This is a genomic window from Vibrio sp. 10N.261.52.C11, from assembly GCF_041471405.1.
GTDB lineage: Bacteria > Pseudomonadota > Gammaproteobacteria > Enterobacterales > Vibrionaceae > Vibrio > Vibrio crassostreae_C.
The window spans coordinates 57401-81872 of record NZ_JBFROI010000021.1 but is presented as its reverse complement, the minus strand read 5'-3'; the positions used below and the strand labels follow the sequence as shown (position 1 = coordinate 81872).

At 43.4% G+C, this 24472-nt stretch carries 24 protein-coding genes; 15 read left to right on the top strand and 9 right to left on the bottom strand.

Annotation, left to right across the window (positions count from 1 at the left end; translation table 11 throughout):
* Positions 1 to 33 precede the first annotated feature (33 nt).
* The 3 genes from AB4323_RS07970 to AB4323_RS07960 form a co-directional block, all read right to left on the bottom strand.
* Positions 34 to 1755 carry an ATP-binding protein gene (locus AB4323_RS07970; protein WP_372152113.1) on the bottom strand — a complete coding sequence of 574 codons (1722 nt, stop codon included), beginning with the start codon at positions 1753 to 1755 and terminating at the stop codon, positions 34 to 36.
* Positions 1755 to 2939, bottom strand: coding sequence for an FIST signal transduction protein (locus AB4323_RS07965; RefSeq protein ID WP_017063855.1), 1185 nt, complete (start codon positions 2937 to 2939; stop codon positions 1755 to 1757). Before AB4323_RS07965 ends, AB4323_RS07970 begins: the two co-directional genes overlap by 1 nt.
* A gap of 114 nt (positions 2940 to 3053) precedes the next feature.
* Entirely contained in the window at positions 3054 to 3419 is a 366-nt protein-coding gene (locus tag AB4323_RS07960; protein ID WP_372106293.1) for a hypothetical protein, read from the bottom strand.
* Positions 3420 to 3671: 252 nt separating this feature from the next.
* Here AB4323_RS07960 and ccoN point away from each other — a divergent pair, with 252 nt between their 5' ends.
* The 10 genes from ccoN to uspE all read left to right on the top strand — a co-directional run bounded on the left by ccoN (position 3672) and on the right by uspE (position 12676).
* Positions 3672 to 5105: a cytochrome-c oxidase, cbb3-type subunit I gene (gene ccoN, locus AB4323_RS07955; protein ID WP_009846707.1), complete on the top strand. Its 1434-nt coding sequence runs from the start codon at positions 3672 to 3674 to the stop codon at positions 5103 to 5105.
* 11 nt (positions 5106 to 5116) lie between these two features.
* Positions 5117 to 5737 (top strand): cytochrome-c oxidase, cbb3-type subunit II, encoded by a 621-nt coding sequence (gene ccoO, locus AB4323_RS07950; protein ID WP_017059643.1) that lies wholly within the window; start codon positions 5117 to 5119, stop codon positions 5735 to 5737.
* A 9-nt stretch (positions 5738 to 5746) separates the two neighbouring features.
* Entirely contained in the window at positions 5747 to 5920 is a 174-nt protein-coding gene (locus tag AB4323_RS07945) for a CcoQ/FixQ family Cbb3-type cytochrome c oxidase assembly chaperone (RefSeq protein ID WP_004733679.1), read from the top strand.
* Complete coding sequence (ccoP, locus tag AB4323_RS07940; RefSeq protein ID WP_017063857.1) at positions 5920 to 6894, top strand: cytochrome-c oxidase, cbb3-type subunit III; 975 nt, start codon at positions 5920 to 5922, stop codon at positions 6892 to 6894. The genes AB4323_RS07945 and ccoP overlap by 1 nt, the downstream gene beginning before the upstream one ends.
* Before the next feature lie 108 nt (positions 6895 to 7002).
* Positions 7003 to 7482 (top strand): FixH family protein, encoded by a 480-nt coding sequence (locus tag AB4323_RS07935; RefSeq protein ID WP_017059641.1) that lies wholly within the window; start codon positions 7003 to 7005, stop codon positions 7480 to 7482.
* A 5-nt stretch (positions 7483 to 7487) separates the two neighbouring features.
* Complete coding sequence (locus AB4323_RS07930) at positions 7488 to 9860, top strand: heavy metal translocating P-type ATPase metal-binding domain-containing protein (RefSeq protein WP_029235846.1); 2373 nt, start codon at positions 7488 to 7490, stop codon at positions 9858 to 9860.
* Positions 9860 to 10096: a cbb3-type cytochrome oxidase assembly protein CcoS gene (gene ccoS / locus AB4323_RS07925; RefSeq protein ID WP_017059639.1), complete on the top strand. Its 237-nt coding sequence runs from the start codon at positions 9860 to 9862 to the stop codon at positions 10094 to 10096. The genes AB4323_RS07930 and ccoS overlap by 1 nt, the downstream gene beginning before the upstream one ends.
* On the top strand, positions 10086 to 10760 hold the full coding sequence (locus AB4323_RS07920; RefSeq protein WP_372152111.1) for a sulfite exporter TauE/SafE family protein: 675 nt from the start codon (positions 10086 to 10088) through the stop codon (positions 10758 to 10760). Before ccoS ends, AB4323_RS07920 begins: the two co-directional genes overlap by 11 nt.
* 86 nt (positions 10761 to 10846) lie before the next feature.
* Entirely contained in the window at positions 10847 to 11593 is a 747-nt protein-coding gene (locus AB4323_RS07915) for an FNR family transcription factor (RefSeq protein WP_017059637.1), read from the top strand.
* A gap of 132 nt (positions 11594 to 11725) precedes the next feature.
* Positions 11726 to 12676 (top strand): universal stress protein UspE, encoded by a 951-nt coding sequence (gene uspE / locus AB4323_RS07910; RefSeq protein ID WP_017066876.1) that lies wholly within the window; start codon positions 11726 to 11728, stop codon positions 12674 to 12676.
* A 103-nt stretch (positions 12677 to 12779) separates the two neighbouring features.
* On the opposite strand, the gene ttcA is transcribed toward uspE, so the two are convergent.
* The 4 genes from ttcA to AB4323_RS07890 all read right to left on the bottom strand — a co-directional run bounded on the left by ttcA (position 12780) and on the right by AB4323_RS07890 (position 16423).
* Positions 12780 to 13673, bottom strand: coding sequence for a tRNA 2-thiocytidine(32) synthetase TtcA (gene ttcA, locus AB4323_RS07905; protein ID WP_017059635.1), 894 nt, complete (start codon positions 13671 to 13673; stop codon positions 12780 to 12782).
* Between the two features lie 320 nt (positions 13674 to 13993).
* The gene (locus tag AB4323_RS07900) at positions 13994 to 14644 is read right to left on the bottom strand and encodes a DUF2987 domain-containing protein (RefSeq protein WP_372152109.1); all 651 of its coding nucleotides are present in this window, start codon (positions 14642 to 14644) and stop codon (positions 13994 to 13996) included.
* 122 nt (positions 14645 to 14766) lie between these two features.
* Positions 14767 to 15615, bottom strand: coding sequence for a glucosaminidase domain-containing protein (locus AB4323_RS07895; protein WP_372152108.1), 849 nt, complete (start codon positions 15613 to 15615; stop codon positions 14767 to 14769).
* Positions 15608 to 16423 carry a membrane protein gene (locus AB4323_RS07890; protein WP_017063864.1) on the bottom strand — a complete coding sequence of 272 codons (816 nt, stop codon included), beginning with the start codon at positions 16421 to 16423 and terminating at the stop codon, positions 15608 to 15610. Before AB4323_RS07890 ends, AB4323_RS07895 begins: the two co-directional genes overlap by 8 nt.
* A gap of 329 nt (positions 16424 to 16752) precedes the next feature.
* On the opposite strand from AB4323_RS07890, the gene potA reads away from it, so the two are divergent.
* From potA to AB4323_RS07865, 5 genes are all read left to right on the top strand, one after another.
* On the top strand, positions 16753 to 17868 hold the full coding sequence (gene potA, locus AB4323_RS07885; RefSeq protein WP_017059631.1) for a spermidine/putrescine ABC transporter ATP-binding protein PotA: 1116 nt from the start codon (positions 16753 to 16755) through the stop codon (positions 17866 to 17868).
* Positions 17852 to 18709 carry a spermidine/putrescine ABC transporter permease PotB gene (gene potB / locus AB4323_RS07880; protein ID WP_017059630.1) on the top strand — a complete coding sequence of 286 codons (858 nt, stop codon included), beginning with the start codon at positions 17852 to 17854 and terminating at the stop codon, positions 18707 to 18709. The genes potA and potB overlap by 17 nt, the downstream gene beginning before the upstream one ends.
* Entirely contained in the window at positions 18709 to 19479 is a 771-nt protein-coding gene (potC, locus tag AB4323_RS07875) for a spermidine/putrescine ABC transporter permease PotC (protein ID WP_017059629.1), read from the top strand. Before potB ends, potC begins: the two co-directional genes overlap by 1 nt.
* A 149-nt stretch (positions 19480 to 19628) precedes the next feature.
* Complete coding sequence (locus AB4323_RS07870) at positions 19629 to 20663, top strand: extracellular solute-binding protein (protein ID WP_017059628.1); 1035 nt, start codon at positions 19629 to 19631, stop codon at positions 20661 to 20663.
* Positions 20664 to 20873: 210 nt separating this feature from the next.
* Positions 20874 to 21911: an extracellular solute-binding protein gene (locus AB4323_RS07865; protein ID WP_017059627.1), complete on the top strand. Its 1038-nt coding sequence runs from the start codon at positions 20874 to 20876 to the stop codon at positions 21909 to 21911.
* Positions 21912 to 22005: 94 nt separating this feature from the next.
* Here the strand turns inward: AB4323_RS07865 and cobB are convergent, their stop codons facing one another.
* Complete coding sequence (gene cobB / locus AB4323_RS07860; RefSeq protein WP_017063867.1) at positions 22006 to 22740, bottom strand: Sir2 family NAD+-dependent deacetylase; 735 nt, start codon at positions 22738 to 22740, stop codon at positions 22006 to 22008.
* Positions 22741 to 22996: 256 nt separating this feature from the next.
* Positions 22997 to 24217, bottom strand: a complete 1221-nt coding sequence (locus tag AB4323_RS07855) for an ammonium transporter (protein ID WP_102320202.1) — start codon at positions 24215 to 24217, stop codon at positions 22997 to 22999.
* Positions 24218 to 24472: the final 255 nt, after the last annotated feature.

Here is a 24472-nt window from a genome sequence, read left to right as displayed (position 1 = left end):
ATATTTCCTAATCTTCGATTAAGAATACGTTTATTAGACTTCAAGCATTAATCGATCAATTGCTTCTGTGATCTCTTTAGTTCTTACTGGCTTGGTCACGAAATCATTCATGCCGACATCTAAGCACGAACATTTGTCTTCTACTGATGTGTGTGCTGTTAGCGCAACGATTGGTGTTTTGATGTTTGCGTCTCTCATGTATTTGGTTGTGGTTAATCCATCCATGACCGGCATCGACACATCCATTAAGATAATGTCTATTGATTCGTTGCCTCTTTCAATAAAGCCAATCGCTTCTTCACCATTACTTGCGATGAAAACCTCGTGGCCTTGTCTTGTAAGGATTAACGTTATCACCATTTGATTCGTTGGATTGTCTTCGACAACTAACACGGAATAACGGCTTCTTAACTCTCGTGAAGATTCGTCTTCTTTGTTAGCCAGATTATTCGTAACTCTAGTAAGCACTGGCAACTGTACTTCGAATTTGGAGCCTTTTCCAGGCTCACTCTTTACCGATATGCACCCGCGCATCAGTTCAACCAGTCTTTTAGTGATGGCCAAGCCTAAACCTGTGCCACCAAATCTACGTGTGATTGTGCTATCAGCTTGCACAAATGGACTGAACAGCGACGAAAGTTGTTGCGAGCTAATGCCAATCCCTGTGTCTTCCACCGTTATATAGAAAGAGCTCTGCTGGTACTTTATAGAAACATGGACATGCCCACGCTCAGTGAACTTAATCGCGTTACCGATCAAATTAAATAGGATCTGTGCCAAGCGACTTGGGTCGATGTAATGAAGTTCACCTTCAGGGATATCGCTAGTTACTGTTAGCGGCAAACCTTTATCGTCTGCTGTCTTCTTTTGTTCAGATAATACAAAAGTTACAGTGTCTCTTACGTTGCTCCATTGAGGAGCCAACGAGAAACACCCAGATTCAATCTTAGAAAAATCCAATACGTCACTGATAATTGCCAGCAATAGCTCAGATGATGTGCTCATATTAAGCAGTATAGACTGTTGTTCTTCGTTCAATGATGTGGATTTTAGGGCGTCTATTAGGCCAATTATGGCATTTAGCGGTGTTCTTAATTCATGACTCATCATCGCGAGGAATTCAGACTTGGCCTTGTTGGCTCTTTCTGCGTCTTTTCTTGCTGTGACAAGCTCTGCGGTACGTTCTCGAACGGTTGCTTCAAGCTTTTCTTTGTTCTCAATATCGAAAACAGCACGCTCTATCAACGGTCGAAAACGGTTTAGTGTGGCCTTAGTTTCAATACTAAAGTGCTTGGTATTCGAGTGGATAAAGATGATGACGGATTGTGTTAGTCCGCTATCGATACCAGTAATTAGAACAGAGTTGATTTGATCGCGGATAATGGGATGTAAGGAATTGAATTCACCCAGAGACTTGGGTTCAAAAAGGATGGCGCATTCTCCATTGATCACTCGAGATAACTTGCCACAATCACTCCAATTCATCTGTTCGAAGACTTTGTTATTGCTTAGCAGGGTTTTGAAACTGCCTTCGTTCCCTACCCTTGATACCACGATAAAGTCATCAAACTTAATGTATTTTTTGAGCACGAACTCGAGACTGGAGAATATCTCAGATATATTACTTGCCTTACTGATCGCAGAGATGGTTGATAAGATCACCCTGTTCTCTTCAGCCAGCTTTCGCTCACGGGCTTTTAGTTTTTGCAGTTCAATACGTGCTTCTTGCAGCGCTTCTTGACCTTCAGAACCCATTACTTTTTCAACCTATAAAACGTTGCAGACGATACCATTAAATTCCCGTGTGCATTCTCGCCACCAGAGAGCCTGCCTTGTTCACCAAACGTAAATGGACATATGTATGGGAGCCCATTAAGTGCTTGATTTATTTGGTCACAAACCTCATCCATATCTTGTTTAAGGTTCAACATTGGGCCTGCACAAAAGATATTGATCGCCCCTAGTTTCTCTTCAAGATCCATGTCGTTGTAGTATGAGGAGTGAATGATATTCGCGGCGCGGCTAATCAACTGCTGCTTAGACCCTTGCATCAGGTAGATGGTGTCGCCTTCACTGATGTCTGTGAACAGCTCAATCCCATTACACTCCGTCTCTCTGATCGAATGAGACAATTTGAAATATGGGTAATCGTAAGAAGAGCCGACTTTCCTGCCTAATGGGTAGACTGACGACTTTTCGAATATGTAGCCATCATCACTGCCATCTAAGTGGAAATTAGTCCATTCGTTGTAAACGGTGACGGCTGGCCTGTGGTCTATCTCCAACAAAATTCGGTTTCTTACTTTGGTCACGGTGCCTGAATACCGCGTAGGCGTATGACCCGCGCTGAAAGAGGAATAGATGGACTGAGACGCAAACACTACCGTTAAAGACACACCATTTATAGACAGCGACTCTTCGGTGAAGATACTCCAATTTCCGGAAACCTGGTTGTCTGCAGCACTGCCACCAATAATTGGCACTTCAGTACCAAATTTCTTATCGATAGCCGCCATCACCTTTTCTTCGTTACCCGGTGTGGAATGCAGCAAGATAAGATCAGGAATTTCACCTTCTCGGTTGGCGTTCTTGAGTGCTTTGTCTATCGCGCTGAAGGTACTGCGGTCTATGGAGTCGCTGAAATGTTCGATTCCCGTACCATAGGCGTTGATCCCCGAGTCATGAATAATGAGGACGCCAATGACTGGACCAGAATGAAAACCAGTTTCGGTCATAATGCCGTGACAAGTAGTACAGCCATGTATGGGAGTGTTCGGGAGAGCATCTACGAAATATCTCTGCACAGCGAGTGTCGAATACTCTTCTGTGCAGTAGCAAATAAGACAAGCAATATCGTCAGGGTTTTCCACCCCGCTGAGCAACTCATCTACTGCGATTTTATCGTCTAGGGAGTAAGAGACTTTTGATAGAAATTTCATAGATTCTGGGTAACTTTATTAATGCTCTCTTTATAACACTTTAATGCATTGTGTTTCACTGATTTGGTACATGTTTCTATCAAAAGAACCGAGGTGTGCCCCAGTTTCTCTCTGTTACTCCTTAGAAAGGTTTACAGAAAACGTGCTCACCTGTTGTGGAAATGTAACCGTTATTGAGGAGGTCTTATCACTAGTTTGTAACAGCCAATTTGATGGTCCTTTTTCTTCCAGAATTCCGCTTTCATTATAGCTAATGATAAATTTGCCAGTTTTAGATGTTTCGATCGAATACCCTAGGTTATTGCTTGAAACTGAAACATTATGATTATCAATACGAAATTTACAAGGTTTTGAAACTATACAGTTTACTGTTTCGTTATTATCGTATGTTACTGTTCTCCAAGTAAATGCAGCTATTAAAATAACCAACATGACGATAATTTGAACAAGCCTGCCTTTTGTTAGCTTTTGTGCCGCCATTATAATCTTTACTCCTTGTTACAAAGTTCAAAGTTTTTAAATAAAAATCCAATTCCAGACCAAGCGTAAGGTTACTACTCTGTCATTGATTTGTTAATTCAAGTATAGTGTCGCGTTGAAAATGCCACTTTTTTTTAAAATCAGCAAGTGGAAATAAAGCCCTGAATAGGCTGAATTTCCTTTTCTAATTTGGGTGGCATTACGACGTGAGTCGTGTTGGAAGTAAAGTGTAGTAAATAAGAAATTGGAAGCATGCAAATGAGCCAAGAAAAGCAGCTTGAACAAAACTACAACTATACGGTCGTCCGTCAATTTACCCTAGTTACAATTTTGTGGGGTATTGTCGGTATGGGCGTTGGTGTTTTGATTGCCGCTCAATTAGTTTGGCCACAGCTAAACTTTGATACGCCGTGGTTGACGTACAGTCGTTTACGTCCCCTGCATACTAATGCGGTTATTTTTGCGTTCGGTACAAGTGCGCTGTTTGCAACATCATATTATGTTGTACAACGTACCTGTCAGACGCGTCTCTTTGGTGGCCCTCTCGTAGCCTTTACCTTTTGGGGTTGGCAAGCGATTATCCTGTCCGCTGCAATTACTTTACCGTTAGGTTTAACCTCTGGTAAAGAATACGCAGAACTTGAATGGCCAATCGATATTGCTATTACTCTTGTGTGGGTAGCTTATGCGGTCGTGTTCTTCGGAACCATGATTAAACGTAAGACATCGCACATTTACGTAGCAAACTGGTTCTTCGGAGCCTTCATTATCACGGTTGCCGTGTTGCACATCGTTAACAGCCTAGCTGTTCCTGTCTCTGCGTTTAAATCGTACTCGATTTATTCCGGAGCGATCGATGCAATGGTGCAATGGTGGTACGGACACAATGCGGTAGGCTTCCTATTGACAGCTGGTTTCCTAGGCATGATGTACTACTTCGTTCCTAAACAAGCTGGTCGCCCTGTTTACTCTTACCGTTTGTCGATTGTTCACTTCTGGGCTCTCGTGTCTCTGTATATCTGGGCTGGTCCTCACCACCTACACTACACTGCACTTCCTGACTGGACTCAATCTCTAGGTATGGTTATGTCTTTGGTTCTGTTTGCTCCATCTTGGGGTGGCATGATCAACGGTATTATGACTCTATCTGGTGCGTGGCATAAGCTTCGCTACGACCCAATCCTACGTTTCCTAATCGTTTCTCTATCATTCTACGGCATGTCGACTTTCGAAGGCCCAATGATGGCAATCAAAACGGTTAACGCACTATCTCACTACACGGACTGGACTATCGGTCACGTTCACTCTGGTGCGTTAGGTTGGGTTGCAATGGTTTCTATCGGTTCGGTTTACCACTTAGTTCCTAAACTATTTGGTCAAGAGCGTATGTACTCTGTATCCCTAATCAATGTTCACTTCTGGTTAGCAACGATTGGTACGGTTTTCTACATTGTAGCAATGTGGATCTCTGGCGTGATGCAAGGTCTGATGTGGCGTGCAGTTAACTCTGACGGTACATTAACTTACAGCTTCGTTGAATCTGTAGAAGCGTCTTACCCGTTCTACTTTGTACGTTTCTTAGGTGGTTTCATCTTCCTATCTGGTATGTTCTTAATGGCATACAACACGTACAAAACTGTTTCTGCACCTAAAGATAGCCTTAAAGCTATCCCTCAACCGGCTTAAGGAGATTTAGAATGAGCTCAAATTCAAATAATCGCCATGAGTTGGTAGAGAAGAATGTTGGCCTACTAGCGATTCTTATCGTTATTGCTATCAGTTTTGGTGCTTTAGTAGAAATTACCCCACTTATTTTCCAAAAGCAGACTACTGAACCTGTAGAAAATCTACGTGTTTACTCTGCTCTGGAAATGGAAGGTCGTGATATCTACATTCGCGAAGGTTGTAACGTATGTCACAGCCAAATGATTCGTCCTTTCCGCTCTGAAACTGAACGTTACGGTCACTACTCTGTAGCTGGCGAAAGCGTTTGGGAACACCCATTCCTATGGGGTTCTAAGCGTACTGGTCCTGATTTAGCGCGTGTTGGTGATCGTTACTCTGATGAGTGGCACCGCGTTCACCTTATCGACCCTCGCGAACTTGTTCCTGAATCAAACATGCCTGGTTTCCCATGGCTTGCTGAGAATGTACTTGATGGCAAATTGACTAAACAGAAGCTTGAAATCTTCCGTAATCAATTTGGTGTTCCTTACACAGACGAACAAATTGCTAACGCTAAACAAGATGTTGAAGGAAAAACAGAGATGGATGCAATCATCGCTTACCTTCAATCGCTTGGCCACGCAATGAAATAAGGAATAATTATGGACATTATTACATTTCAAAGTGTTTGGACTGTTACTGTTTTTGCTTGTTTCATCGGCATCGTTTGGTGGGCTTTCGGTAAAAATCGTAAGTCGCGCTTCGACGAAGATGCAAACCTAGTGTTCGCTGATGAAGCACCTGCGAAAGATAAAAATCAAGGAGTGACGAAGTAATGAGTACATTCTGGAGTATTTGGGTAACAGTAATCACAATCGGTACATTGATTGGCTGTGCAGCCTTACTTCGTTGGTGTTCCAACGATAAAACAGGTGTAGAAGAAGGTCAGGATATGGGCCATGAATACGATGGTATTCGTGAGCTTAATAACCCGCTACCTAAATGGTGGACATACCTTTTCGTTAGCACAATTGTGTTTGCAGCTGTTTATCTAGCTCTATACCCAGGCCTTGGCAACTTTAAAGGTCTACTAGGTTGGACGAGTTCAAACCAAACAGTTCGTAGCGTAGAAGAGTCTCGCTCTGCAATCGCTGCTGCGCAAGCAAACAAACAGTTAGACGCATACGCGAAAGAACTTGATGATGCTGACACCTACTTTGGTGAAGCTTTCAGAAAGCTAGCTCACGACGAAAACGGTCTACGTTCTGTCCCTGACATTGCATCAGATGCCGATGCAATCAAAGTGGGCCAACGTTTGTTCCTACAAAACTGTTCTCAGTGTCACGGCTCTGATGCACGTGGTCAGAAAGGTTTCCCGAACCTAACTGATGACGCATGGCTATATGGTGGTGAACCACAAGCTATCGTTACTACCATCATGCATGGTCGTGTCGGTCAAATGCCAGGTTGGAAAGACGCTCTTGGCGAAGAAGGCGTAAAAGAAGTAGTTAGCTACACGCTTAGCCTTTCTGGTCGTAGCGTAAACGCACGTGAAGCAGAGGCTGGTAAAGCGCGCTTTGTAGTGTGTGCAGCCTGTCACGGTACTGATGGTAAGGGTAACCCTGCTGTTGGCGCACCTGACTTGACTGACCGCGACTGGCTATTTGGCGATTCTCGCGCTGATGTGACGGAAACAGTCATGTACGGACGTTCTGGTGTAATGCCGGCTTGGAAGGACATCCTCGGTGAGGATAAGGTTCAGCTCGTCTCTGCCTACGTCTGGAGCCTCAGCAACTCAGATAAAGAGTAACATAATAATAACAGCCCCTTCTTAAGGGGCTGTCTTTCTTTTACAGTTATAACCTTAAGTGTTTGTAAAAATTAGTTTTATTTCATTGTATATATTGAGAATAATAATATGGAACAACCTTGGTATAAGCAGTTTTGGCCGTGGTTTTTGATCTTCCTAACCGTTGGCGTTTCTATGCTAACATTGGTTCGAGTCGCGATACTTACCAACCATTCAGTTAACGTTGTCACTGAAGATTACTATAAAAAAGGTAAAGGTATTAATGTCGACATTTCGAAAGTAAATGTTGCTAAAGAGCTTGGCTTATCAGCTTCAGTTAGCGAGAAAGGTAACTCAGTTATCATTACTCTCGACAAAGGCAAACTAGACCACTTCCCTGCTATTAGCGCAATGTTCGTGCACCGAACGCTGCCTGACCGTGATTTTACTCAGCTACTGACCGCTGATGCGAGAGGCAACTACACGTTGACTCTGGATCATGAAATGCAAGGTCCATGGTTTATCGAGCTTTCTCCGCATGATTCTGAATGGTTAGTGCAAGGTCGCATGAACTTCCCTATTGATACTCCTACTCAACTAACGAACTAAACCTTATGTGTGAATCCTGTTATCACTGCGGTGAAGATGTACCAGCGGAAACGGATTTTAAAGTAGAAATCTTAGGATCGGTGCGACCTATGTGTTGTCCGGGTTGCGAAACCGTAGCCCAGACAATCGTTGATAGCGGTCTGGTCTCTTACTACCAATATCGTACCGCTCCAGCTGAAAAAGCGGATCTCGTGCCAGAGCAACTTCTGGCACTCAGTCATTACGACAACGAAGATGTTCAATTGGAGTTCGTCCGTAACTCTGAAAACACCTCTGAAGTGACATTGTCACTAGAAGGTGTCTCTTGTGCTGCTTGTGCTTGGCTTATTGAAAAGCAAGTCTCTTCAAAGTTAGGGGTTGTTAGTATTCGTGTTAATACCACGACTAACCGCGCCCTGCTCAGTTGGGACAACACTCAGACGAAACTGAGCGAGCTGTTGTCTGCAATCCATACCTTAGGCTACAAAGCCGCACCTTTTGAGGCTGATCAACAAGAAGCCGCCTATCATCGATCGATGAAGAATTATCTCTATCGTCTTGGCATTGCTGGTTTAGCAACCATGCAGGTCATGATGCTGGCTGTTGCGCTTTATCTTGAAGTCTTTGGTAACCTTGAGCCCGAATTCAAAAGCTACTTCCGTTGGGTGAGCTTAATCTTTGCAACACCGGTTCTGCTCTACTCTGCATTGCCTTTCTATATCAACGCGTGGCGTAGCCTCAAAGGTCGAACATTGGGTATGGATGTACCTGTGTCGATCGCTCTTTTGTTTGCCTACGTTGCAAGTTTGGTCGCAACGGTGACAGAGAAAGGTGAAGTATTCTTCGAATCTATCTCGATGTTTACCTTCTTCCTACTGCTTGGTCGTTTCCTTGAAATGCGCGCTCGTCGTAAAGCCGCCGCTGCTAGTGGTAACCTGCTTAAGCTCGTTCCTGCTATGGCAACAACGTTAGATGGCGAACAAGTTCCAGTCAAAACCTTAAAAGTTGGCGACCAAATTCGCGTTCTACCGGGTGAGCACATTCCTGCCGATGGCAAAGTATTGTCTGGCAGAGTTCATATCGATGAATCGATGCTGACTGGCGAATCTATCCATGTGGTCAAAAACGAAGGCGATACCGTCTTTGCTGGTACATTGAATGGTGATGAATCATTTGAATTGGAAGTAATGACGTCAAAAGCGGATTCGGTGATTTCCAACATCGTTCGCCTGCAAGACGAAGCGCAATTGTCTAAACCCCGCATTGCAGAAATTGCTGATGTTGTGGCTCGATACTTTGTTGCGGTGATCTTAATCATCTCATTCGGTACTTGGTTTTACTGGCACCAAACACGACCAGAAGACGCTTTCTGGATCATGCTTTCGGTATTGGTAGCAACGTGTCCTTGTGCTCTGTCACTGGCAACACCGACGGCGATTACTTGTTCAACGTCTCGCATGGGTAACTTCGGTATTTTGCTGCGCAAAGGCCACGTATTCGAAACCTTGTGCAAAGTGAATCACTTGATCATCGATAAAACAGGTACATTGACTGAGGGTGATATTCGTATCAGCCAAGTTGAAACCTTCGCTGAACTTGATAAAGACACTTGTCTCAAAGTAGCGGCGAGCCTGGAACAACACGCTAACCACCCTATCGCTAAAGCGTTCAAGACTCATCTTTCTGATGAGATCGAAGTAGAGTCAGTTAATAACGTGATTGGTTCAGGTATCACTGGTGAGTGGAATGGCCAAGAAGTTGCGATTGGTAGTAGTGAATTCATTCTAGGTGAAGCTCAACCATCGGAAAGCAACGGCATTTACTTGTCGATGGCGGGTCGTCATATCGCTACATTTACTTATGAAGATCCAATCCGTAAAGAAAGCATCGAGTTTATTAAGCAATTTAAAGAAGCGGGCATCAAAACAACTCTGCTTACTGGCGATTCTTTGATTAACGCGAAGCCTGTTGCTGAAGAGATTGGTATTACTGATATTGTTGCTAACGCGAAACCTGAAGATAAACTTGCTTACCTGAACTCTCGAGATGCAAGTGACATTACCATGATGGTTGGCGATGGCATTAACGATGCCCCTATTCTTGCAGGTGCCCACCTTTCTGTCGCTATGGGCGGCGGTACAGACGTGGCGAAAGCTTCTGCGGATATGGTGTTACTGGGTGATAAGCTCGATAGATTACTTAAGTCGCGTACTTTGGCGTTAAAAACACGTAAGATAATTCGTGAAAACCTAGCTTGGTCATTAGGATATAACTTACTTATCCTTCCATTGGCTGTCGCGGGTTTGGTTGCTCCATACATTGCCGTTGTGGGCATGTCTGCCAGCTCTATTATTGTTGTGTCTAACTCGTTAAGGCTTTTAAAAGAGCAAGGTAAATAATGGAAAGTTTATACATCCTGATCCCCATTGCGATTGTACTGGTGTGCATCGCTGTTGGTATTTTTCTATGGGCGGTGAAGAGCGAACAGTTTGAAGACCTAGAACGTCAAGGTCACAATATACTGTTTGATGAAGACGAAAAGGCTCACAACCATTCTGATAGTAAACCTGTCAAGAATGAGAAAGCTAACAGCGAAAGCCAAACTAACGTAGACAAAAAGAACGATGACGCCTGATTGGATCGGAGCCTTTGTTGTTGGATTGATCGGCGCAGGCCATTGCATGGGAATGTGTGGTGGTATTGCGTCGCTTCTTTCGATTGGCAACAGTAAACCTTCCCCTGTTATTCCCCTACTTTATAACCTAGGGCGCTTGCTAAGTTATGCCGTGATTGGTGGTGTGATTGGCGGTGCAATCTCTTCGATAGGTCAGTTAAGCGATTTTAACGCTCTGCTAGGTTGGCTGCGATTATTTGCAGCTGGCTTTATGATCGTCTTAGGTTTGTATATCGGTAAATGGTGGTTCGGCTTGTTGTTCTTTGAAAAAGTCGGGCAGAAACTATGGCGCTATATCTCTCCTTTAGGTAAATCATTTTTACCATTGAAGCACCCTAGCCACGCTTTGCCGTTTGGCTTTATCTGGGGTTGGCTTCCGTGTGGTCTCGTTTATTCGATGCTTACATGGGCAGCAGTAGCAGGGAGTTGGTACAACGGCGCTGGTATCATGCTTGCTTTCGGTTTAGGTACGCTTCCAGCAATGCTCACAGTGGGTATGGGCGCTAATATCCTCAAAAAACTGCAACAAGCTGACTTATTTCGTCAATTAGGCGCAATTTTAATCCTCATTTACGGTTTCTATACTGGTTATATGGCATTGCAGCTCATTATTTATACCGTGTAGCTGTTCTTTAAATCCGGTTTTTTTACTACCCTTTAGGATTAAGGAATGCTAAAATATTGATGTATATCAAATAGTGAAAGATTGTTATGATTTCTGAAAAGCCTGTGACGAAACGTGTTCAGTCTGGTGGCTGTGCGATCCATTGCCAGGATTGTAGTATTAGCCAGCTCTGTATTCCGTTTACTTTGAATGAATCTGAACTCGATCAACTTGATCAGATCATTGAGAGAAAAAAGCCTATTCAAAAAGGCCAAGAGTTATTTAAAGCCGGTGACGAGCTTAAATCTCTATATGCTATTCGCTCTGGAACGATCAAGAGCTACACGATTACCGAGCAAGGTGATGAGCAGATTACTGCATTCCACCTAGCGGGCGATCTTGTTGGCTTCGATGCGATTACTGGTGACCAACACCCTAGTTTCGCACAAGCGCTAGAAACTTCTATGGTATGTGAAATCCCATATGAGATTCTTGATGACCTATCAGGAAAAATGCCTAAATTGCGTCAGCAAATTATGCGCCTGATGAGTAACGAGATTAAAGGTGACCAAGAAATGATTCTGCTTCTTTCTAAGAAGAACGCGGAAGAGCGCCTTGCTGCATTCCTTTACAACCTTTCTACTCGCTTCTCTCAACGTGGCTTCAGCCCGCGTGAGTTCCGCCTAACGATGACTCGTGGTGATATTGGTAACTACCTTGGTTTGACTGTTGAAACAATCAGCCGTCTTCTAGGTCGTTTCCAAAAAGCAGACATCTTGAGCGTTAAAGGCAAATATATCACTATCGAAGATCACGATGCGTTGATGGAACTTGCTGGCGTTTCAAAAGAATAGTCTAGATATCAATGATGTAGTTCAATAATGAGCTACATCATGTTTCTCTCTTAAAACCTCTTATATTTCTCTTAATCTCTCCATAACTACGCTACATTATTTATATGTTCGGTCTGAAAAGTAGGCTTAGTTATGAGTATCTATAACAAAATTTTAGTTGTCGCAGACATTAATCACGATGAGCAGCCTGCTCTATTTCGTGCTATCCAACTTGCTAAGAAAAGCACCTCAACAAGCCACATCACTTTCTTTTTGTCGATATACGACTTCTCGTATGAAATGACATCTATGCTCTCTATCGATGAAAGAGACGCAATGCGCAAAGGCGTAATTCATCAACGCGAAATTTGGATGAATAAAGTCGCAGAACCTTACCTAGATGATTCTATTGAATTTAATGTACAAGTGGTTTGGCATAACCGCCCATACGAAGCGATCATTGCCGAGGTTTACAGTGGTGAGCACGACATCTTAATCAAAGGTACGCGTAAACACGATACTTTGGAATCTGTCATCTTCACTCCAACCGATTGGCATCTGTTGAGAAAGTGCCCTAGCCCAGTGCTATTGGTTAAAAACGATTTCTGGCCAGATCACGCGAAGATTTTTGCTTCAGTTCATGTAGGTTCTGAAACAGAAGCTCATTTAGAGCTTAACGATACGATGGTCGACAGATTGCTAGAGATCACCGGTCGTTTGGATGCGGAACCGTTCTTGGTGAATGCCTACCCTGTGACACCTGCGAATATTACCATTGAACTGCCAGAGTTTGATCCAACGTCTTATACCGATGCGGTTCGTGGCCATCACTTAACGGCAATGAAAGCATTGCGCCAGAAGCACGGTATGTGTGAAGAACAAACTGTGGTTGAACAAGGCTTGCCAGAAGATGTTATTCCTCGCGTCGCTTCTGAAAATAACGCTGCTATGGTGATTCTGGGTACAACGGGTCGTACTGGCTTGTCTGCCGTGTTTATTGGTAATACCGCGGAACATGTTATCGATAAGATTAACTGTGATGTGTTGGCTCTTAAACCGTCTGGTTACGTCAGCCCACTAGATCCTAACCTTTCGAAAGGTTAGGTCAGGGATAGTTTAACTTATAAAAAAACGCCTCAAGCATTGCTTGAGGCGTTTTTGTTTGTCTGTTGTAGGCGCATCTATTGCTCTACAACGATTATTCTTATTATACGTTCGTTACGTCGATGAACATTGACTCATCGATGTTAGAAGATGAAATTTCAGCTTCTTCGAATTCGTACGCTTTGCGGTCTTCACTACGGTCTAGTGGAAGGTTCACGAAGTCAAACAGCTCGCGGTCAGCCAGTTGGCTTGGACTTACGTTCTGGATTGACTTGAAGATCTTCTCAACACGACCTGGCGTTTTCTTATCCCAATCAATTAGCATCGCTTTAATGTTCTGACGCTGTAGATTCTCTTGAGAGCCACATAGGTTACAAGGAATGATTGGGAACTCTTTATGTTCTGCGTATTTGATTAGGTCCGTTTCACGACAGTAAGTCAGTGGACGAATAACAACGTTACGACCATCATCTGAACGAAGCTTTGGTGGCATAGCCTTTAAGCGCGCACCGTGGAACATGTTTAGGAACATGGTCTCAACGATGTCGTCTAGGTGGTGACCCAGAGCGATCTTAGTTGCACCAATCTTCTCTGCGAATGAGTACAAAGTACCACGACGAAGACGAGAACATAGGCCACACGTTGTTTTACCTTCTGGCACTTTCTCTTTAACCACTGAATACGTGTCTTTATCTACGATGTAGTAAGGAATGTTCAGCGTTTCAAAGTACTCAGGAAGAATGTGTTCAGGGAACCCAGGTTGTTTTTGATCTAGGTTTACTGCCACAACATCAAATTTGATCGGTGCTGCTTCACGTAAACGTAGCAAAATATCTAGCATCGCAAATGAATCTTTACCGCCACTAATACATGCCATTACTACGTCATTCTCTTCGATCATGTTGTAGTCGATGATGGCATTTCCAACATTTCTTCTCAGACGTTTCTGAAGTTTGTTGAATTCAAGTGTTTCTTTTCTATTATCGTTTTGGTTCATTGCGACTCTCACACCGTCGTATTACCGACTGTAGATTGCTAGTGGGACTGTTTTAGGGCGTGGATTATACGGATTTTTATTTAATGTTGAAATAGTAACGGCAGGATAAACAAGCTGAGTAATAGAAAGATTCTGCTTTTATTGTTCGATAAGCTCCCTAGCTGGTAGAGAAACGCGGTTTCACATGCTCTCGGTTGGTATCGCAGATAAAGAAAAGCAGCCTGATCTAATTCGATGAGGCTGCTTTAAGATATGTCGTAAAAGCTTAGGGGAATGATTCCGCTAAGCTTTTACTTCACTAACAATGATTCCGTTAAAAATTATTGCGCGGGAATGTACGGCAATACGCGAACTGTTGGTTCTGGCAACGTGATGCTGTCACTTCCATTCAGTTCTTCTAAGGTGAATTTCGCACGTCCTTCTTTGATTGGTAGTTGCTTGCCATTTGAAAGCTCGATGTTGCCTTCCAGCTTATTAGCGAACTCTAGCGTTAACCCTTGGATATCTGGCGTGAACCAACCAGAGAACATACCGCTGACGTCTTCAAGCATCGCCTGCATCTGTGGCAATAGGTTTTCTATCTGTGCAACTTCTACTGTGCCAGCTAAAGGCTCTTGAGTCATCACCACAAAAGAATACGCACATTCCTGTTCTTGAGTTTGTACAAAGATAAGAGGGTTTGCTGAGCGTAGGTTTTGATCTACCGGTAGAAGCAGTTCATTGGCCTGAGAGACTTTTAGCTCTTCGTAGTGCTCTTCTTTTTCCATCCAAGCTTTGCTGATGTGACAGGTTTGCTGAGCTTGTTGATCAACAAAGAAGACCGCAACTTTGACATCATCATGCCCTTCTTTGGTGTTGTTTTTCAGCTGAGTATAAAGCTTAGAATACGTGAACATGTATTCTTGCGCTGAAGCAGGAAGAGAAACCCCAAGGCTTAATGAGGCTAATAAAGCGAGTGCTGTCTTTTTCATTATTATAATCTTGTCGAAGTTGAGCGTTTATAAATAGAAAGAGCAGCCAATGAGCTGCTCTTTTTGTGATATTACTGGTATAAGCCGACTATCGAAGGCAACCAAGTTGGTATCAAAATGAGTTACTTTTTCCAGTATACCTCGTTGTGACGGATCATAGCTTGTAAATCAGTCACATAGTCGGAACCTCGCTCAGAATATTTTAACAAGCCATTGGTGAGCTCTGTCGCCGTTGCGGTTGTTAAAAGATCATCACCTTGCGCATCAAGTTTTGCACGAATCACTCTTAGATCGGCGTAAGCACGATTACGATTAAGGTTCATGAAATACCGATGTACGGATTCTTGGCTTGAAGAGAATGTTGCGACTTCATGCGAGCTACCTTCGTTACGTTGTAGCGGAACAAGGCCACAACCTTTGGTGTAACACCAGTGTCCAAAATAGTTATTTGCTTTAGTGGCGAAACGAGATGTACCCCAAGCTGATTCATTGGCCGCCTGAGTTAACACAAGCGCTTCAGGTAGCACGTTTACACGATTCAACATTTCTTTCAGCCAAGCGTCATCTAAGCCCGATGAAGGTACAGGCAGGCTATACAGCTTCCCTAGTCTCTTTGCGTATGACGCGTCTTCAGAGTCAACATTGTTCAACCCCGTCTCTGAAAGCTTGGTTAGAAACGCACGTTCTTTGGTGATTCGCTTGTTTTCGATGTTGATACTTGGGCGAAGATAAGAAAAGAAGGTGTCTTTCTTTTTATTTACATCTTCAATCGCTGCGAAATCTGGCTTATCAGAAGAGACGGTCAAGTCACCAAAGTTTTGCTCTGAGTCTGAAGCCTTTTGCCCCGCTCGCCTGCGCTCTTCTTGTTGGTAAAGCATTGGGCCAACTAACGAGATCGAGCCAACTAAGGCTAATGCTGTCACTTTTAGCGCAAGTGATTTACTTGCGCTTAATTTAGAGTTGTTATGCATCGAATACCTGTGGGTCTTTATTGTTGCTACCGTTGTGGTCGTCGTCGCTCTTTGGTCTGTCTGACGCGATCAGTTTGAGTTTAATGCCAAACATCTCGCGGTAAAGAATCCCTTTCACGTGGAAGAAGAAAGGTAAAACGAAGATAAGGCCAATGCCGTACATCATTGCCGCGACGATGAACATCAGCATTACTAATAGGTAGATAGAAGCAACGGTGAAGATTTTTTTGTTGACAGCACGCAGAGAAAGCAGCAGCGATTGCATTGGCGGCACTTTCTTATCACAAATCAGCAGAATCGAATGGCTGAACGCCAGTGAGAAGTAGATAGACAAGAACGGCAGAATCATACCTGCGATGCCTTGAAGCATTAGGCTAAACAAAGTCACTAGAATAACCGGAACCGTAAACTGCAAACCTTTACCGATGTGGCGTACTTTGGTTTGTAGGCCAGCGGCGTGACTCATTGCCATTAAACAGATACCCGCATAGATAGGCGCACTGATCACTTCATAGCTAAAGTTCGCGATAAAAATCGATTCAACGATTTGTGGCGTAAACGACTCTGGGTCGATAACTGCATCTAAGATAACCGCGGGATCACCAAGCTGTAGTTTTAGTGCGATATAAAAGATAGCGAGCTGCACAAACATCAAAGCAATAATCGCTGGGGAAAACGAAAGAAAGTGACTTATCGTATGTTTCCAAGCTTCTTGGAATACAGCCGTTGCTTTGAGCTCATAATCGCCAGAAAGTGCACGGTTGATACTACCGCCCAAATTAAAATCTTTTTCGATGTCGTTGTTCATATTGATACCTAGGTGTGCCGATTAAGCGAAGCCACCTAACTTATTGATAAAAAATTACCTTCATTATACTCATATGTCGGATACAAACTAAAATATGAATCTGTAACAAGGCTTGCTTTTGCGTCTTGATGGTTAATAATTAGACACTTGTTAGGGTGTAAACCCAGTAAATAACAGTATGGTAAAGGATGTTTACTTTTACCTGCGAAATTTTTTATCTTCGAAAGGTAAAAAATGCTTTGAATTCACGTTTTTGGTGATTATGATGCGCGCCTTAAAGGTGTATAGCAACAGGTCTCAAATAGAACCAAGGTGGAGAAAAACAGACGTTGAACGCTAAAAAATCAGTAGGAAAGCCAGTAGTACAGCTAACTGGCATCAGTAAAAGTTTCGATGGTAAGGAAGTCATCGGCAATCTGGATTTAAACGTAAATCATGGTGAGTTTCTCACGATTTTAGGCCCATCAGGTTGTGGTAAAACAACCGTGCTAAGAATGATTGCGGGTTTTGAAACGGCAGATAGTGGTCAAATACTATTAGCTGAACAAAACGTAACCCAAGTTCCTGCTGAACAAAGGCATGTAAACACTGTATTCCAAAGCTATGCCCTATTCCCGCATATGACCGTTTTCGACAATGTGGCATTTGGCTTACGCATGCAGAAAGTTCCAAACAGCGAGATTGAACCTCGTGTAATGGATGCTTTGAAAATGGTGCGCCTAGAACAAATGGCACAACGAAAGCCACACCAGCTATCTGGTGGCCAACAGCAACGTATCGCAATCGCTCGTGCTGTCGTTAATAAGCCTAAAGTTCTTTTGTTGGATGAATCTCTATCTGCTCTGGATTACAAACTACGTAAACAGATGCAAATCGAGCTGAAACAATTACAACGCCAACTTGGTATCACGTTCATTTTTGTAACGCATGACCAAGAAGAGGCGCTGTCTATGTCTGACCGTATTATTGTTATGCGTGATGGCGTGATTGAACAAGACGGAACACCAAGAGAGATCTACGAAGAGCCTAAGAACCTATTTGTAGCGCGTTTCATTGGTGAAATTAACGTATTCGAAGCGACAGCGAAATCTCGTCAAGATGAAAAACGCATTGTTGCGACAATCGAAGGTGAAGAGTCCATTATCTATCACGATAAAGACGTAACACCGGGTCAAAAACTGCAAGTATTGCTTCGACCTGAAGATCTTCGAATCGAAGAAATTAAAGAGTCAGAGCAACGCGGTATTGTTGGCCATATTGTCGAGCGAACCTATAAAGGCATGACATTAGATTCAGTCGTAGAACTTGAATCTGGTATGCGTGTCATGGTTAGCGAATTCTTCAACGAAGATGACCCTGATGTTGATCACTCACTGGGCCAAAAAGTTGCAGTAACTTGGGTTGAGAGCTGGGAAGTGGTATTAGAAGATGAGCAAGAAGTTTAATTTACAAAACGCAATTGTTGCTTTAATCACAGGTTGGTTAGTGTTGTTCGTGATGATTCCAAACATCATGATCATTGGTACTAGCTTCTTAACTCGTGATGAAGCGAACTTGATCGAGATGACCTTCACTCTCGATAACTACGTGCGTTTGGCTGACCCGCTGTATTTTAAAGTGTTGATGCACTCTTTCTATATGGCAATTGTCGCAACCCTACTTTGTTTGATTATTGGTTACCCATTCGCTTACATCGTGGCAAAAATGCCGGCGAAGTGGCGTCCAATCATGTTGTTCCTAGTGATAGTACCATTCTGGACGAACTCTTTGATTCGTACATACGGATTAAAAATTGTACTGGGTACGCAAGGTGTCTTGAACAAAAGCTTGTTAGCGTTAGATATCATTGATAAACCGCTACGTATCATGTACTCAGAAACCGCAGTAATGATCGGTTTAGTGTACATCCTACTTCCGTTTATGATTCTGCCGCTGTATTCAGCGATTGAAAAACTGGACGATACGTATTTAGAAGCGGCTAAAGATTTAGGTGCGAACAAACTGCAAACGCTATTGAAAGTGGTACTACCACTAACAATGCCGGGCATTATTGGCGGCTGTTTGTTAGTGCTACTGCCAGCGTTAGGTATGTTCTACATCTCTGACCTATTAGGCGGAGCTAAGAACCTATTGATTGGTAACGTGATTAAGAGCCAAGTGCTCAACGCTCGAGACTGGCCGTTTGGCGCAGCGACGAGTATCGCACTGACCATGGCAATGGCTGTGATGCTGTATGCCTACTACCGAGCAGGTAAGCTATTGAACAAGAAAGTGGAGCTAGACTAATGGGGCGCACAGTTAAGTTCAGCTTTATGGCGCTGGTATACGCCTTTCTATACCTACCTATTATCGTATTGATCGCTAACTCGTTTAATGCCAATAAGTTTGGTATGAAATGGGGTGGCTTCACCACTAAATGGTATGACGCGCTTATTAACAACGACAGCCTAATGCAGGCTGCGTGGCACTCGATCAACGTAGCGGTGTTCTCAGCAACAGCCGCAACGATTGTCGGGAGCCTTACAGCAGTAGCCCTATTCCGTTACCAATTTAAAGGTAAAGGCATCGTAAATGGCATGCTGTTCATCGTAATGATGTCTCCAGATATCGTAATGGCGATTTCGCTTCTTGCGCTATTCTTGGTAATGGGTGTTCAACTTGGGTTCTTTACCCTACTTGCTGCTCACATTACCTTCTGTCTACCGTTTGTTGTAGTAACGGTATACAGTCGCTTGAATGGCTTTGATGTGAAGATGCTAGAAGCAGCAAAAGACTTAGGTGCAAGTGAATGGACGATTCTAAAACAGATCATTCTGCCTCTTGCTAAGCCAGCGGTTGCTGCGGGTTGGTTATTGAGCTTCACTCTGTCTTTGGACGATGTAATCATTAGCTCTTTCGTAACCGGCCCAACGTATGAAATCTTACCACTGAAGATTTACTCAATGGTTAAAGTGGGTATCTCTCCTGAGGTAAACGCCCTAGCAACAGTGATGTTAGTGGTGTCGTTAATACTGGTGATCATTTCTCAGTCATTAGCGAGAGAAAAAATCAAGTAAGTCTCCTACTCTATATAGAGACTGGCTTGATTAAGAAGTTAAGAGACTTCAAGTTCAAAAAAAGTGTTAATCATAAACAGAATGGTAAATTGCCATTCTGTTTTTCTATCTACTGCCTTCGGGCAACGTTTAGTTTGGAGCTAACGTCAATGAAAAAATGGGCTACTCTATTAGCTGGTAGTGCATGTGCGCTTTCAATGTTATCTGCACCATCATTTGCAAAAGATAACAAAGAATTGGTATTCATGAATTGGGGACCTTACATCAACAGTGAGATTCTAGAACAGTTCACTGATGAAACTGGTATCAAGGTGATCTACTCGACTTACGAGTCGAACGAAACCCTGTACGCAAAGCTAAAAACACACAACAAAGGCTATGACCTAGTTGTGCCGTCGACTTACTTCGTATCTAAGATGCGTGACGAAGGTATGCTACAAAAGATCGACAAAACTAAGCTGAACAACTTCAAGAATCTAGATACTAACTATCTAGATAAGCCGTACGACCCAAGCAACGACTACTCTATTCCACACGTAGTTGCGATCACAGGTCTTGCTGTTAACACTGACATGTACGATCCAGAAGATTTCCAAAGCTGGGCTGATCTATGGAAGCCAGAGCTTGAAGGTCAACTGATGATGATGGACGACACTCGTGAAGTGTTCCACATCGCACTGCGTAAGTTAGGTTACTCTGGTAACACAACCAACGAAAAAGAGATCGACGAAGCGTACGCTGAGCTACAAAAGCTTATGCCAAACGTTCTAGTATTTAACTCAGACAACCCAGGCGCGCCTTACATGTCTGGTGAAGTGGGTCTTGGTATGCTGTGGAACGGTTCTGCTGCTGCAGCGCAAAACGAAGGTCTACCAATCAAACTGGTTTTCCCTAAAGAAGGCGGTATCGGTTGGGTTGATAACTTTGCGATTAGCTCTGGTGCGGTAAACGTAGAAGCAGCTCATAAGATGATTGATTTCCTACTTCGCCCTGAAATTGCTGAGCAAATTTCTCGTGACACAGGCTACCTAACGGCCGTTAAAGCGTCTAACGAGAAGTTCAAAGATAGCCCTGCGCTATTCCCATCGCAAGAAGACCTTGATCGTGTTGAATGGCAAGCTGCGGTTGGCGATAAGACAGTTAAGTACGAAGATTACTTCATGAAACTTAAAGCAGGTCAGTAATTTAGCTTATTATCTAACTGTGGCTAAGTAACCAGTTTACTTAACAGGTCAACGTAGATAATCAATAAGTTAAAAATAAGAATATCAATGAATAGGCAGCTTAGGCTGCCTATTTTATTATATCGCTGCTATAATATAGCGCGATTTTTCGAAATCCTTTACCTTGGGTTCACTACCCAGCTCCAAATCAAACAAATGAACGGAACAGTAATGAAAAAAACACTGTATACCGGCGCATTGTGTGCTGCTACTTTACTTTCTACACCCTCTTTCGCAGCTGACCAAGAACTGTATTTTTACAACTGGTCTGAATATATTCCAAATGAAGTACTAGAAGACTTCACAGAAGAGACGGGCATTAAAGTCTACTACTCAACTTATGAGTCTAACGAAAGCATGTACGCTAAGTTAAAAACTCAAGGTACGGGTTACGACTTAGTGGTTCCTTCTACTTACTTCGTTTCTAAGATGCGTAAAGAAGGCATGCTTCAAGAGCTTGATAAAACCAAGCTAAGCCACTTTGCAGATTTGGATCCAAATTACTTAGATAAGCCATTTGACCCAAATAACAACTACTCAATCCCATACATCTGGGGTGCGACGGGTATTGGTATCAACTCAGACATGCTAGACAAGTCTTCAGTTAAAAACTGGGGCGATCTGTGGGATACGCAGTGGGAAGGTCAACTGATGATGATGGATGACTCTCGTGAGGTTTTCCATATCGCTCTATCTAAACTGGGCTACTCTCCAAACACGACTAACCCTGAAGAAATCAAAGAAGCCTACGAAGAACTTCGTAAGCTAATGCCAAACGTATTGGTATTTAACTCAGATTTCCCAGCGAACCCTTACCTAGCAGGTGAAGTGTCTCTTGGTATGCTTTGGAATGGTTCTGCTTACATGGCACGCCAAGAAGGCGCAACGATTGACATTATCTGGCCAGAAAAAGGCGCTATCTTCTGGATGGACAGCCTAGCAATTCCAGCAGGCGCTAAGAACACTGAAGCGGCTCATAAGATGATCGACTTCCTTCTTCGCCCAGAGAACGCTGCGAAAATTGCTCTAGAGATCGGTTACCCGACACCAGTTAAAACCGCTTACCCTCTTCTTCCTAAAGAATTTGCTGAAGACAAGAACGTTTTCCCACCACAATCAGTGATGGATAACGGTGTGTGGCAAGATGAAGTTGGTGAAGCGAGCGTTATTTATGACGAGTACTTCCAAAAACTTAAAGTAAACAACTAAGTTATTGTTAGTTAAGAAGTTAAGTAAATAAAGCGGCGTAAGCCGCTTTATTTTTTCAGATTCAGAAACTGATGTGTGTTATTAAAGACAAGGCTTAGGCCGTTAAAGAACCTTTCTCTGTACATAATAACTCGCCAACCAGTTTAGGCACCTCGATACTCGCCTTGCCGTAGCGCTTCTCTTCAAATTCACTTTCAACCGCACTTGGTTCGAGGTTTATCTCGATAGTATGTGCACCATGCATTTTCGCATCGTGAACAAAGCCTGCCGCTGGATAAACAACACCTGAAGTTCCGATAGAGATAAACAGATCCGCTTCTTCCAGTGCGGAATAAATGTCGCCCATTCTTAGTGGCATTTCGCCAAACCAAACAATATGTGGACGCATTTGTGCAGGGATTTGGCAGCAATGACAAAGTTCACCCGTTTCAATATCGCCTTTGTGCTCTACAACTTGATTGGATTCACTGCAACGCGCTTTTAAAAGTTCACCATGCATGTGAATAATGTTGTTGCTACCGCCTCTCTCGTGCAAATTGTCGATGTTTTGAGTAATGATGGTAACTTTGCCATCAAGCTTGTCTTCGAGCTCTCCTAGCGCCTTGTGGGCTGAATTGGGCTGAATGCTCTCACTTTGCAGGCCGTGACGACGCTTGTTATAGAAGGCTTGTACCAAGTCAGGATCTTTTGCGAACCCTTCAGGCGTCGCTACATCTTCGATTTTGTGGTTTTCCCATAGCCCGTCTTGTGCTCGGAATGTTTGTATCCCCGACTCTGCAGAGATGCCAGCGCCAGTAAGAATTACGATATTTCGATATGGGAAATGCATATAACGTCCTTTTAGATATGTCACTTTGTAACAGCTTAGCACTGTTCAAATTCCAACAATAGTTTTGGGGATTAGACCATAGTCTTAGGCAACTGAATTCATTGGCTATTTGTGACATAACTCGCTTGATAGTTGTGGTTGTTGTTACTCAAATTCTCTGTTTTGCTATCCATAGAAACAAAAAAGCGACCGAAGCCGCTTAGTTCTGTTCAACAGTTGTCTACTTGATGTGCTTTACCCCACCAAGTGAACAACGTTAGTCTTCGTTGATAGAAGAGATCTTATGGATAGAAAGATCCGCACCGTTGAATTCATCTTCTTCACTTAAGCGTAGGCCTGTTAGTTTGCTCAACACACCATAAACAATCATTGCGCCAATCAAAGCCACAGCAATGCCCGCTAGTGTACCGACAACTTGAGAAGCAAAGCTCACGCCCCCTAGCCCCCAGAATGTTTGCGAGCCGAAGATACCCGCTGCAATGCCACCCCAAGCGCCACATATGCCGTGTAGAGGCCATACACCTAATACATCATCAATCTGTGTTTTGTTTTGCATATAAGTAAATAGGTAAACAAACAGCGCACCTGCCACACCGCCCGTCACCAAAGCGCCAAGTGGGTGCATCAAATCTGAGCCCGCACAGATAGCGACGAGACCAGCCAAAGGACCATTGTGGATGAAGCCCGGGTCATTTTTACCTGCAATTAGAGCCGCAAGAATACCGCCAACCATGGCCATGAGAGAGTTCATTGCCACGAGACCGCTGATGCCATTGATCGCTTGAGCTGACATCACGTTAAAGCCAAACCAACCCACACATAAGATCCAAGAGCCTAGTGCTAAGAATGGGATATTCGATGGTGCGAAGTTGGTGTGTTTGCCTGCACGGATTCGACCTTTACGCATCCCTAAGAAGTAAACTGCGACCAAAGCAATCCAACCACCTACGCCGTGAACCACTACCGAGCCTGCGAAGTCATGGAACACGTAACCAAACTGACCTTCTAGCCAATCTTGGAATCCAAAGTTGCCGTTCCAAATGATGCCTTCAAAAAATGGATAGATGAAACCAACCGTAAACAGTGTCGCAATCAAAATTGGATAGAAACGAGCACGCTCTGCGATACCACCAGAAACAATCGCAGGAATTGCCGCTGCGAATGTCATTAGGAAGAAGAACTTAACCAGTTCATATCCGTTGCCTTGCGAAAGTGTTTCTGCGTCTGCAAAAAAGTGTGCACCGTAAGCAACCCAGTAACCGATAAAGAAGTAAGCAATGGCGGAGACACCAAAGTCGGAAAGGATCTTAACCAGCGCGTTGACTTGGTTCTTCTTTCGAACGGTACCGACTTCTAGAAATGCAAAGCCAGCGTGCATCAAGAAAACCATGATGGCGCCGAGTAATAGGAATAAAGTATCTGAACTTTGGGTAAGGGTTTGTACTGCACTATGAACTTGAGTCACCGTTTCACTCATTAAAGCATTCTCCTTCGCTTTATTTGATTTGCACTGATATCGTGCGATTCAATGTTGTAATTAATTAAAGACTCAACAGTGAACGCAAGATGCGTTCCAAGTGTGTGGTGTAATTTTCGTGCAATAGTTTTTGCTTTTAACTTACTGATTAATTGATAATAAATTTATCGGTGCACTTTCTTGGTTCTTAATGAGCGTGAAAATGGAAACAAGAATTGCACCAATTAAGGGAGTTGCACCATATTGAAGCGGTCA